Genomic DNA, 12,400 nt, shown 5'->3' on the forward strand with positions numbered 1-12,400 from the left:
GAGTCGCTGCTCAGGGACGAGGTGCGCGTGGGTTGCGCTTATAAGCCGACACAGTGCGATCTCCCGGGAGCCAGAACCGCCATGGCACATCGGCCGCTTTTGAGACACCAACACGCGGGCCGCTGACGATATCGGCCGCCCGCGAGACCGGCGGGCCTAATTCGACGCCACCAGCGACGGTTAGATCCGTACCCAGATCATCGCCGGTGATGCCGAGTGCACGGGCAAGGTTGCCCGGTCCGCGCGCCAGCTGGCGTTCGATGACATCGCCACGCCGCTCCTGGGCGATGTCGAGCCCATCGACGATCTGCCCGGACCGCATCAGCACCGCTGCGGCGATTTCGGTCGGACCCGTCACGATGTTGGCACACCAGTGGAGGCCCATACTCCGATATACATACAAATGCCACGGCTCACCGAACATGATCTCGGAGCGATTTGTACGTGTATAGGCGTGCGAAGCCGGGTCGGTGATACCGCCATAAGCCTCGACCTCAGTGATACGCAAGGTCACGCCATGACTGATCACTGTTCGTCCGAGCAGCGAGCGGGCTCGCTCCGTGACGTCAGGTTTCACGTAACCATTTAAGCATCGTGTTTGCGCCGGTCACACGACACGGTCACTGGCCCATCGTGGCCGCAGAGCAGCGAATCAGGCGCTCCCGACATTGGTACCGGCGAGCCAACTGATGGCCTCGAGAGCCTGGTTGACCGTCCAATCGGTCGCCGCCGGATGGTTGAGGTTGTTGAGCCCGTCGGCATTCATGAACGTCTTGATCTTGGCCGGCAGCGGGTCACCGGCAACGATATGCGGCGGTCCTTCAAGCAAAAAGCGTTCTCGCTGCTTCGCATCGGCAAAAACACCTCATCGGAATGTTCAACGTCGTAGGTGAGTTTTTTGCCGGTCATCCAGTCGACCGCTGCTAACTTCTCTTCGGCGGTAGTTTTCGAGTAAACGCCGAGCGCTCTTAATACGCTGTGCACGGCGGTGCTATCGCCAGTGAGCAGCGTCCAGTCCTTCGGCGGGTTGGGGAAGAGTCTGCGGTAGGCAGCTAGCCCGGCAGGCGTGTCACGGCCAGGATCAACGGTCAACGGCACTGCGGTGATCCTGCTGTTAAGCGGGGCAAGTTTAGGTCGGCGATCAAGCCCGGCTGGCTAGCCGGGCACGCAGTTCGGCAAGCTGCGCTACAACCTGAACCTGAGCAGTACCGCCGCGGCCATTCCGGGATGCGATCGAGCCATCAACGGTCAGAACATCGCGTACAGCCGGCGTCAAGTGTTCGGAGATTGCGGCAAACTCCGCATCGGTCAACTCATGCAGTTCCTTGCCCGATTCCTCGCAGGACTGGACGCAGGCGCCGGAAAGCTCATGGGCAACCCGAAACGGAACGCCCTGCCGAACCAGCCATTCGGCGATATCGGTCGCAAGTGAGAATCCCTGCGGCGCGAGCTCAGCCATACGGACAGTGTTGAACGTCAGCGTCGCAACCATCCCCGTGAAAGCAGGAAGCAAGACTTCGAGCGTGTCGATTGAATCGAAGACCGGTTCCTTGTCCTCCTGCAGATCGCGATTGTAGGCCAGCGGCAACGCCTTGAGCGTTGCCATCAGTCCGGTCAGATTGCCGATCATCCGACCGGCCTTGCCGCGTGCGAGTTCGGCGATGTCCGGGTTTTTCTTCTGCGGCATGATGCTCGACCCGGTCGAAAAACCGTCGTGGAGTTTGACGAAATCGAACTCCTTCGTGTTCCACAGGATGATCTCCTCAGCGAAGCGGGAGATATCGACACCAATCTGCGCGGTGATGAATGCAAACTCAGCCACAAAATCCCGTGCGGCCGTACCGTCGATCGAATTGGCAACCGAGCCGCTGAAGCCCAGGTCGGACGCAACGTGTTCGGGGTCAAGTCCGAGCGACGATCCGGCGAGCGCGCCCGATCCGTATGGGGACTCGGCGGCAACCCGGGCGTCCCAGTCATCGAGCCGGCTCAGATCGCGCACGAGCGGCCACGCATGAGCGAGCAGATGATGTGACAGGAGCACCGGTTGGGCATGCTGGAGGTGGGTACGGCCCGGCATTGGATCGCCAAGATGCGCCTCGGCCTGATCGGCGAGCGCCGCGACGAGATCGGTCACGAGAACGTAAATCCGGCGCCCGTGGTCGCGCAGGAACATCTTGAACAACGTCGCCACCTGGTCGTTGCGCGACCGACCGGCACGTAGTCGGCCGCCGAGCTCAGCACCGAGGTGTTCGAGCAGCCCGCGTTCGAGGGCGGTGTGTACGTCTTCGTCGTCAGCAGACGCCACAAAAGCACCCGCGGCGACTTCGGCCTCGAGCGCATCAATGCCCGCAAGAAGTCGTTCGAGGTCGTCAGCCGTAAGCAGCCCGGCACCGGCCAGAACTCGGGCGTGGGCGCGCGAGCCGGCGAGGTCATATGGCGCGAGTCGCCAGTCGAAATGAGTCGAGCGCGACAGTTCAACGAGTTCGGGCGAGGGCCCCGAGGCGAACCGGCCACCCCACAATCGGGTCTTCTCGTTCGAATCGGTCACGATGTCTCCTTTGGTGTTGCTGCGGTGAGCTGCATCAGCCGGTCGGCTACACCCTTGCCGCCCTGCGGATCGCGACAGATCAATAGAACCGTGTCGTCGCCAGCGATCGTTCCCAGTATCTCCGCGCTCGCGGTGTGGTCGACCGCGGAAGCAAAATATTGGGCTGCTCCCGGCGGGGTGCGAAGGATGACCAGATTGGCTGATGCCTCGGCAGTCACGAGAAGTTCGCGGGCAAGTCGTGCCAACCGGGTCTGCGCCGCCGCGCTGTCGGCGGCCGGTCGGGGTCGGCGGTCGCCACCTTCGCCTGGGACGGCATAGACGAGTCCATCTTCACCATGACGTACCCGGATCGCGTCGAGTTCGACTAAATCTCGGGAGAGCGTCGATGGCGTTGCCATGACGCCCTGCCGCTCAAGCAATTCGGCCAGCTCGCCCTGTGAACGTACGGCGTTGCGGCCGAGCAACTCGACAATCAGCTGCTGCCGGGCGGTCTTGGTGTCGGGGACGCTCATGCCACGACCTCGTCGGCGCGTCTCAGCAGCCACACCATGAGTGCTTTCTGGGCATGGAGGCGGTTCTCGGCCTCATCCCATACCGCGCTCTGCGGACCGTCGATCACATCGGCAGCGATCTCCAGGCCACGATAGGCCGGCAGGCAATGCAGCACGATCGCATCGGGCGCGGCTTTGGCCAATGCCCCCGTGGTAATCGAATAGGCGCCGAACAGCGCGAGTCGTTCAGCCTTTTCGGACTCCTGCCCCATTGACACCCAGGTGTCGGTAACGACGACATCAGCGCCGGCGAGAGCTGTATCGGGATCAGCGGTGACGAGCACCGAACCACCCGTGCCAACAGCGATGCGTTCGGCGTCAGCCAGAAACTCCGGATTCGGCGAATGCGTCACTGGCGCACCAATGCGTAGGTGCATTCCGGCCATGGCGCCACCCACGAGATACGAATGCGCCATGTTGTTGGCCCCGTCGCCGAGGAAGGCGACCGTGAGCCCGGCGAGCGGGCCCTTGCGTTCGATGATCGTTTGCAGGTCAGCAAGAACTTGACACGGATGGAAGTCATCACTGAGGGCATTGATGACCGGCACACCCGCGTTGGCGGCCATCTCGTCGAGGCCGGACTGAGCAAAGGTGCGCCAGACAATCGCGCTGCTCATGCGGCCGAGGACTTTTGCTGTGTCCGAAACGATCTCGCCACGTCCGGCCTGCGTCGTGACCGTATCGAGTACAACAGCATGACCGCCGAGATCGGCAATGCCGACACTGAAAGACACCCGCGTACGAGTCGAGGCCTTGTCAAAGATCACCGCGACCGATTGTGGGCCGAGGAACGGCTTCTCCCGATAGGGATCGGCTTTGAGCTCGGCCGCAAGCACAAGAATTTCAGCCTGCTCAGCGGATGTGATGTCATCATCGCGAAGGAAATGCCTCATGGAGTACTGTCTGGGGCCGGTAGCTCGTCCAAGAGCGACAACAGGGTCTTGAGCGCGCTGTCAGCGTCATCGCTCGAAAGATTCAACGGTGGCGCCAGCCGGAGACGATTCGGCGTCGGATTGTTGATGATCAGGCCCGCATCAAGTGCTGATTGTTGGAGCGCGGCAGCAAAGTCGCCAGCCAACACAACCCCGATCAAGAGTCCACGGCCAGTGGTTTCGAGTACCCGTGGATGTGCCAACAGCGCCGAGCGGAATTGCTCGCCCACCCGAAGGACGTTGGCCAGCAGATTTTCGTCCTCGATCGTGCGAAGCACGGCAAGTGCGGCCGCGGTGGCCACCGGATTGCCGCCGAATGTCGTCCCGTGATTGCCGGGCTGGAGCAGTTGGCCGGCCTCACCCAGCGCGATGCAAGCACCGATTGGGATACCGCCACCAAGACCCTTGGCGACCGTGACCAGATCGGGCACAATGCCGTCGGCGGTGTGGGCGAACCACGCGCCTGTGCGGCCAATTCCGGTCTGGATCTCATCGAGCCAGAGCAAGGCGCCGTTCTTGCTGGTGATGTCGCGAGCAGCCCTAAGATAACCAGCAGGTGGATCCACCACCCCGGCCTCGCCCTGGATCGGTTCGAGGAGCACCGCTGCGACGGTGTCGTCAACGGCTGCTTCGAGCGCAGCAACGTCGCCGTAGGGAATGAAGGTCACGTCACCGACGAGCGGTTCGAATGGCTCGCGGTAGACCGCCTTCGAGGTCAGCGAAAGTGCGCCCATGGTTCGACCGTGGAAGCAGCCCTCGGCCGCTATGATCTTGGTCCGGCCGGTGCGCCGTGTGGCCTTGAACGCGGCTTCATTGGCCTCGGTGCCCGAGTTGGTGAAGAACACCCGGCCGTCGTGACCGATCAGCTCGATCAGCCGTTCGGCCAGCTCGATCTGCGGCTCGGAGGCGAAGAAGTTGGAGATGTGCCCAAGTGTGCTCAGCTGCGTCGTGACCGCCTCAATGATCGCCGGATGGGCGTGGCCGAGCGCGTTGACCGCGATACCGCCGAGCAGGTCGATGTAATGATTGCCATCGATGTCCCACACGTGCGCGCCCTTGCCCCGGATCAGGATGCGCTGCGGCGGCCCGAAGGTATTCATGAGCGCTCCTTGGTAACGCTCGTTCATGTCCTTACTCCTCATGACTTGCCGCCTTCCTTTGCCGGTTTCTCAACCGTTGTTGCGTAGAGCGCCGAACGGATCTTCGTTGCTGCACCTGGTACGACCTGGGTCCCGACACCCTCATCGGTGAAAATCTCCAACAGCACCGCATGTTCTTGACGTCCGTCCACGACTGTGGCTCGATGTACGCCGCCTTGGACTGCCTTCAGACAAGCCGTCATCTTGGGGATCATGCCGCTGGCAAGCGTGGGGATGAGTTCGGCCAAGGATTCGGGCGAGATCTCGCCGATCACATCGGTGCTGTTGGGCCAGTCTGCATACAGGCCCTCGACATCGGTCAGGACGAGTAGTTTCTCGGCGCCGAGTGCCGAGGCAAGCGCGGCCGCTGCGGTGTCGGCGTTGACGTTGTAGACCTGACCGTCGGTATCGGGTGCCACCGACGAGACAACCGGGATGCGACCGGCTTCGATCAGATCGAGTACGGCCTCGGGGCGCACGCCCACGACCTCACCGACGAGACCGATGTCGGTCGGTTCACCATCGATGATCGGCATGTTCTTCTGCGCCGTGAACAGCCCGCCGTCCTCGCCGGACAAGCCAACCGCGAGATCGCCGTGCTGGTTGAGTAAGCCGACAAGTTCACGTCCGACCTGACCGACCAAAACCATCCGCACGATGTCCATAGCCTCGGGAGTCGTGACCCGCAACCCGCCCTTGAACTCGGACTCGATACCGAGCCGGTCAAGCATCACGCTGATCTGCGGGCCGCCGCCATGGACGACAACGGGCTTGAAGCCCGCGAGGCGCAGGAACACGATGTCTTCCGCGAAAGCCTGCTTGAGCGCCTCGTCGGTCATGGCGTTGCCGCCATATTTCACGACCACGATCTTGCCATGATATTTCTTCATCCACGGCAGTGCGTCCGCGAGAATTGATGCCTTTGCGGTCGCCTTTTTCCACTCGGCCGGGGTCATGCCCGAAATGTCCTCGCTCATGCTGCATTCACTCTCATTTCGCTGGCGCTCATACGACATCCACGCTCATTTCGCTGGCGCTCATGACGAATACGCTGAATTCTCGTGTACGTATGCCTGGGTTAGGTCATTCGTCCAGATCGTCGCCGTCTCGGTCCCGGCCTTGAGATCGATCGTGACGGTCACGGCACGCGGTTCGAGGTCGATCCGGTCGGGAGACTCCGCCGGCCCGCTGTTGCGGCACACCCAGACATCATTGAGCGCGACGTCGAGATTGGCCGGATCAAATGCTGCTTGGGTGGTGCCGACCGAAGCCAGGATGCGTCCCCAGTTTGGGTCCTTGCCGAAGATTGCGCATTTGAACAAATTGCTGCGCGCGACCGAACGGCCGACTTCGAGCGCATCATTCTCGGTCGCAGCCCCGATGACGGCAATCGTTATTTCGTGATCGGCGCCCTCGGCGTCCGCGAGTAGCTGAGCGGCCAGTTTGTGGCACACCGAATGCACGGCGGCGGCAAACTCAGCCGGCTCGGGCTTGACTCCGGAGGCCCCACTGGCGAGCAGGAGCACGGTGTCGTTGGTCGACTGGCAGCCGTCCGAGTCGAGCCGGTCAAATGTTGTGCGGGTCGCTTCGCGCAGCGCCGCGTCGCACGCAGCCGAATCGACATCAGCATCGGTCGTGATGAAGACCAGCATGGTGGCCAAGGCGGGCGCCAACATACCGGCTCCCTTCGCCATCCCACCGACCACATAACCATCGGCGAGCTGGATCGCTTCCTTCGCGACAGTGTCGGTTGTCATGATCGCCTCAGCAGCCTGCAACCCGCCATCGTCGCTGAGTTCGTCGAGCCCTTTGCCTACGCCGGCAAGGAGCGCGTCACGGTTGTTCAACATCCCAATCAGCCCGGTCGAAGCGACTTGAACCTCGAGCGCACCTACCCCGAGCGCATCGGCTACGAACTCAGCAGTCGCATGTGTCGTTTGGAAACCTTCAGCCCCAGTATAGCAATTGGCACCACCAGAATTGATCGCAACGGCACGCGCGCTGCCCGCTTTGGCAGCCTCCTGGCTCCATAACACCGGATTGGCTTTGCATCGGTTGGACGTGAACACGGCACCCAGTGAGCTGAGTGGGCCGTCGTTCACGAGCACCGCAATATCAGACCGACCGCTCGTCTTGAGCCCCGCGGCCACGCCGGCGGCCCGAAACCCTTCGGCTGCTGTCACGCTCATTATTGTGTCCTTACGTGGGCTGGGATAGTTGCTGGGATCACGGTGCAACTCCGACCGTGGAAAGTCCGGATGTTTCAGGCAGGCCGAGCGCTAGGTTCATCGATTGCACGGCAGCACCAGCGGTGCCCTTCACCAGGTTGTCGATGGCACACACCACAACCAGCCGATTGACCGACTGATCGACAGTGAGTTGGAGTTGAGCGCTATTTGCGCCCAGCGTCGCTGCTGTCGTCGGCCATTGGCCTTCGGGCAGCAGATGAATGAATGGTTCATCGCCGTAGACCGCGGTGTAGGCCGCCCGGACAGCAGTCTCGTCGACACCAGGTTTGAGCTTCGCGGTGGTGGTCGCCAAGATGCCACGCGCCATCGGCACCAGCGTCGGGGTGAACGAGATCGTCACCTGATCGGCGCCCGCGGAGCGTAGATTCTGCACGATTTCGGGGATGTGCCGGTGAACCCCGCCGACCGCATAGGCCAAGGCCGAACCGAGGCCTTCTGCCGCCAGCAGATTCGTTCTGTTCGCCTTACCAGCACCGGAGAACCCATTGGCCAGCACCGCGCCGAGATCGGCGGTCTCGACCAGGCCAGCAGCCACCGCTGGCTGAAGCGCCAGCGTTATGGCCGTGACATTGCAGCCGGGAACCGCAATGCGGCGAACACCGCCGAGCACATCGCGCTGTTTGCCGTCCGCCGTGATGAGTTCGGGCATCCCATAAGGCCACGTCCCGGCGTGTTCACCGCCATAGAAACTCGACCAATCGTCAGCACTCACCAGCCGAAAATCCGCCCCACAGTCGATGACAAGAGCCGCATCGCCCAGCGTCTCCGCGACCGCGCCAGAGGCACCATGCGGCAGCGCGAGAAACACAACATCATGGCCAGCAAGCGTGTCATGGTTCGTCGGCTGAATTACCCGATCGGCCAATGGCAGCAGGTGCGGATGGTGCGCACCGAGCCGCGTACCAGCGCTGCTGGCCGCGGTCAGCGCACCGATCTCAATATCGGGATGCGCACACAACAGGCGCAGCAACTCTCCCCCCGCATAACCGCTCGCACCAGCGACCGCCACGGAAATCGTGGTCATACGTCCACCTTCATCCAGTTCGTCATTTGTGGTAATTGTCAGTCCGTGCCAGATTCCATCGCTGCAGCGTCGAGCGCCAACTCCTCGTCAGTCGCGGCAGTGGGATTGGCCTCGATCCGCATGGCTCCGCCCGCGGGCAGCTCACCGAAGAGCGTTCCATTCTCGACGAGCATCTGGCCTTGGTCGAGCGGCTGGGCAGCATACTGCTCGAGCATGGCACGAGAGTCGGCGATGTCGAGGTTGCGCATCGTCAACTGACCGATGCGGTCGGTCGGGCCGAACACTGCGTTCTCGGTGCGTTCCATCGAGAGCTTGTCGGGGTGGTATGAGAACGACGGCCCCTGGGTGTCGAGGATCGAGTAGTCCTCACCCCGCCGCAGACGCACTGTCACGTTGCCGGTGACGACCGAGGCGATCCAGCGCTGCACGGACTCCCGCAGCATCATCGCCTGCGGATCCAGCCAACGCCCTTCGTACATCAGCCGCCCCAGCCGACGACCGTGCTGACTGAAGTTGGCGATTGTGTCCTCATTGTGGATCGCATTGACCAGCCGCTCGTACGCGATATGCAGCAGCGCCATCCCTGGTGCCTCATAGATGCCACGGCTCTTCGCCTCAATGATGCGGTTCTCGATCTGGTCGCACATACCGAGCCCGTGCCGTCCACCGATGGTGTTCGCTGCATGGACGAGAGCAACCGGGTCTCCGCCGAACCTCTCTCCATCGATCGCAACCGGACGACCCGCCTCGAAGGAGATCGTGACGTCCTCCGTCGCGATCTCGACCGACGGATCCCAAAACTTGACGCCCATGATCGGTTCGACGCTCTCGAGGCTGGTGTCGAGGTGCTCGAGCAGCTTGGCCTCGTGCGTCGCGCCCCAGATGTTGGCGTCGGTCGAGTAGGCCTTTTCCTGGCTGTCCCGGTACGGGAGATCCCGCTCGGTTAGCCACTGACTCATCTCGCTCCGGCCGCCGAGCTCGGCGACGAAGGCCGCATCGAGCCAGGGTTTGTAGATAAGCAAGTCGGGGTTTGCAAGCAGCCCGTAACGGTAGAAACGCTCGATGTCGTTGCCCTTGAACGTCGAACCGTCGCCCCAAATGTTGACCCCGTCCTCGCGCATCGTCCGCACGAGGAGTGTGCCGGTGACCGCACGGCCCAGGGGTGTCGTATTGAAGTAGGTCCGGCCCGCCGATCGGATGTGGAACGCTCCGCATGCCAGCGCCGCCAGCCCCTCGTCGACGAGCGGCCGCTTACAGTCGATCGACCGCGCGAGCTCAGCACCGTACTGCATGGCACGACCGGGGATCCCGGCGATGTCAGGCTCGTCGTATTGGCCGATGTCGGCCGTATAGGTGCACGGAATGGCACCCTTGTCACGCATCCAGGCGACCGCGACAGATGTGTCGAGGCCCCCGGAGAAGGCGATGCCGACGCGTTCGCCGACGGGAAGACTAGTTAATACTTTGGACATGATTCATATTCTTGCATAGGTCTGCAAATTCTTGCATAGCGGGGGTTGGACGTGGCGTTTATTGTACCGCTGGCCCGACCACTAGTCTTCCTGCATGAAACGGATCATGGTGTCCGCGTTGGTCGCACTCATCACCCTCGGTGGCCTGTTCTGGCCCCTCGCCGAGCAGTTCGACAGCTCCGACTCTTCGACCTCCCCAGACCCGGTCACGGTCACGAACTACCGCGCCGACTACCGGATCGGCACTGATGGCGCGCTCAAGGCGGTCGAGACGATCACCGCCAACTTCCCGCGTGGCCGGCACGGTATCTTCCGCTTCTGGGATCTGACCGATCGAACCGACAAGCACGTTCGATACGTGCCGCAGAAGATTGCGGTAACACTCGACGGATCCAGCGAGCCGTCGTCGCTCTCGTGGGAGACCGGCAAACGGTATCGGGTCGCCAAGATCGGCGACTCCGATCGGTACGTCTCCCCTGGGTCGCACACCTATCGAATCTCCTATCTGGTCAAGGACGCCCTCTCGCCGACCAATGCGGGTAGCGGCTCGGACGGCTCATCCAGTTGGGCAGGCAAGCAGAGCCGCCACTCGCTGTTCCTCTGGGATGTCGTGCCTAGCGGATGGCAGACGGACATCATGAAGTCCACGACAACCATCAATTTGCCGAAGCCGAGCGGGGACCTCAAATGCGGCTCGTCGGCCCAAGGCCAGTCGTTCCCTTGCACGATCGACGGCCAGGGCACTCGTACCGTCACCGTCACGACCGGCGCGCTGCCTCCGCGGACCCCGGTGAGCGTCCTTGTCGACGTCCCGGTCAAGACCCCACCCCGCCATACGCTTCCGTGGGGCGTTGCCGGCGACGTCGTTTACGGCCGATCCGTGATCATCGCGACCATCCTGTTGGTGCTCTCCCTCGTCGGCCTGATTGTCGGGTATGTCTGGGAGCGTCGCACCAGGGAGGATGAGCCCGGCTTCCCCATCATGTATGAGCCACCCGCCGGTCTCGGACCAGTCCAGACTGCCTATGTCGTGTCTGAGCGGGTTCCGGGCAATGCGCTGACTTCAACCCTGCTCTACCAAGCTGAACAAGGCCTCACAACACTGACCGACAACGGCGACGACCACTGGACAATCATTGGCACCGGCACTCCCGAACAGTGGGCGAAGACCGATCCAGTCACGCGTGCGGTCGGGGAATCGCTCGGCCTGACCGCCATCGGTGGCGCGTTTGCCGCCGACGGATCGGCCGCCGCCGGGTCCACCCTCGAGTCGCTGCCAGGTTCGATCGGCTCATCGGTTCGCACGTGGGCCGAGAAGTCCGAGATCGTCGTTCCCGTCGACTCCGAGAAACGCGGTCGACTGGCCGTCATCGCAGCGATGACCATCGGTGCGGCCGGTTTGATCTTCAATCCATTCCGAGTCTCCTTGATGGGCCTACCCTTCGCGGCTTTCGCGATCGGTGGTGCCGGAATGCTGCTCGCCGGGGTCGGCACTCGTCACACGAGCGGCGGGCGCGATATCTGGTCGCGAGCTGGTGGGTTCGAGCGACTGTTGTCCACCAATTCCAATAAGGAACGGCTTGATTTCAGCGCCCGCAAGGATCTCTACACCGCCTTCATCCCGTTTGCGGTTGCCTTCGATTGTGCCGACCGCTGGGCCAGTAAATACAAGGCGCAAACCGGCCAAGAGCCGACGCGTCCGCTTTGGTACGGTGCAGCGGCTGGATCCGCCACGGGCTTGGGATGGGGCGGCGGGTCGGCCTTCTCCAGCTTTGAGTCATCGTTGTCCTCATCGATCGGCGCGTACCAGGCCACGCAAGCCTCGTCATCCTCTGGAGGCGGCGGTTTCAGCGGCGGTGGTGGTGGCGGTGGCGGCGGTGGGTCCTGGTAACCGTCAATTCAACCCAGTTTTCTACGAGAGGAACCCGACATGTGGATTGTTATCGCGGTAGTGGTCATTGCCGTCATCGGCTTTAGCGTCATCGGCTTCAACCGGCTCCGCAAGGCCGATATCGGCGCACAGGAAGCCCTGGGCGGTATCGACGTTCAGCTAACCCGGCGGGCCGATTTGATTCCGAATCTGGTCAGCACAGTCAAGGGCTACGCCACGCACGAGCGTGCCGTGTTCGATGAAGTCACGGCCGCGCGGGCCGGTGCGGCGCAGGCCGCCAAAGCTGGCACCGTTCAAGAAAAATCGGCGGCCGAAGCACGGCTCGACAAGGCCGTAATCGACGTCCTCGCGGTCGCCGAGGCTTATCCGGACCTCAAAGCATCGACAAATTTCCAGGACCTTCAAACCGAGTTGTCCGATACCGAAAACAAGCTGTCCTTCGCACGCCAGTTCTACAACGATGCGGTTGCCAAACTCAACACGCTGGTCAAGACGATCCCGTGGCTGCTATTCACCGGCGTTGCTGGCGTCGCCGCGCGCGAGTTCTATCAGGCTCCCGCCGGGCAGGAACTACCGCCCACCGTCTCGTTCTAG

General features: G+C 62.5%; 12 protein-coding genes and 1 pseudogene. 2 read left to right on the forward strand and 11 right to left on the reverse strand.

Annotated features, from left to right (window positions below; all coding sequences use genetic code 11):
• Positions 1-10 precede the first annotated feature (10 nt).
• From AC2YB9_RS10435 to argG, 11 genes and pseudogenes are all read right to left on the reverse strand, one after another.
• Positions 11-577: a DNA-3-methyladenine glycosylase gene (locus AC2YB9_RS10435; protein ID WP_487265278.1), complete on the reverse strand. Its 567-nt coding sequence runs from the start codon at positions 575-577 to the stop codon at positions 11-13.
• A 75-nt stretch (positions 578-652) separates the two neighbouring features.
• Entirely contained in the window at positions 653-829 is a 177-nt protein-coding gene (locus AC2YB9_RS10440) for a hypothetical protein (protein WP_487265279.1), read from the reverse strand.
• Positions 763-1,116 (reverse strand): annotated as a pseudogene (locus AC2YB9_RS10445) (SCO family protein); the annotation flags it as partial. The pseudogene AC2YB9_RS10445 and the gene AC2YB9_RS10440, both read right to left, overlap by 67 nt.
• 25 nt (positions 1,117-1,141) lie before the next feature.
• Entirely contained in the window at positions 1,142-2,548 is a 1,407-nt protein-coding gene (gene argH / locus AC2YB9_RS10450) for an argininosuccinate lyase (RefSeq protein WP_487265280.1), read from the reverse strand.
• Positions 2,545-3,060, reverse strand: a complete 516-nt coding sequence (locus AC2YB9_RS10455; RefSeq protein ID WP_487265281.1) for an arginine repressor — start codon at positions 3,058-3,060, stop codon at positions 2,545-2,547. The genes argH and AC2YB9_RS10455 overlap by 4 nt, the downstream gene beginning before the upstream one ends.
• Positions 3,057-3,992, reverse strand: coding sequence for an ornithine carbamoyltransferase (gene argF / locus AC2YB9_RS10460; protein WP_487265282.1), 936 nt, complete (start codon positions 3,990-3,992; stop codon positions 3,057-3,059). The genes AC2YB9_RS10455 and argF overlap by 4 nt, the downstream gene beginning before the upstream one ends.
• Positions 3,989-5,158 carry an acetylornithine transaminase gene (locus AC2YB9_RS10465; protein ID WP_487265283.1) on the reverse strand — a complete coding sequence of 390 codons (1,170 nt, stop codon included), beginning with the start codon at positions 5,156-5,158 and terminating at the stop codon, positions 3,989-3,991. Before AC2YB9_RS10465 ends, argF begins: the two co-directional genes overlap by 4 nt.
• Positions 5,159-5,169: 11 nt before the next feature.
• Positions 5,170-6,147, reverse strand: coding sequence for an acetylglutamate kinase (gene argB / locus AC2YB9_RS10470; protein ID WP_487265284.1), 978 nt, complete (start codon positions 6,145-6,147; stop codon positions 5,170-5,172).
• Positions 6,148-6,207: 60 nt separating this feature from the next.
• Positions 6,208-7,359, reverse strand: coding sequence for a bifunctional glutamate N-acetyltransferase/amino-acid acetyltransferase ArgJ (gene argJ / locus AC2YB9_RS10475; RefSeq protein ID WP_487265285.1), 1,152 nt, complete (start codon positions 7,357-7,359; stop codon positions 6,208-6,210).
• Positions 7,360-7,396: 37 nt separating this feature from the next.
• Entirely contained in the window at positions 7,397-8,443 is a 1,047-nt protein-coding gene (argC, locus tag AC2YB9_RS10480; protein ID WP_487265286.1) for an N-acetyl-gamma-glutamyl-phosphate reductase, read from the reverse strand.
• Between the two features lie 38 nt (positions 8,444-8,481).
• A complete protein-coding gene (argG, locus tag AC2YB9_RS10485) occupies positions 8,482-9,915 on the reverse strand; it encodes an argininosuccinate synthase (RefSeq protein WP_487265287.1) in 1,434 nt (477 codons plus the stop codon).
• A 94-nt stretch (positions 9,916-10,009) separates the two neighbouring features.
• Here argG and AC2YB9_RS10490 point away from each other — a divergent pair, with 94 nt between their 5' ends.
• Together AC2YB9_RS10490 and AC2YB9_RS10495 are read left to right on the forward strand one after the other, a co-directional pair.
• Positions 10,010-11,806 (forward strand): DUF2207 domain-containing protein, encoded by a 1,797-nt coding sequence (locus AC2YB9_RS10490; RefSeq protein WP_487265288.1) that lies wholly within the window; start codon positions 10,010-10,012, stop codon positions 11,804-11,806.
• Positions 11,807-11,845: 39 nt separating this feature from the next.
• A complete protein-coding gene (locus tag AC2YB9_RS10495) occupies positions 11,846-12,400 on the forward strand; it encodes a LemA family protein (RefSeq protein ID WP_487265289.1) in 555 nt (184 codons plus the stop codon).

The sequence above is a fragment of the Aeromicrobium changchenzhani genome (genome assembly GCF_057586615.1).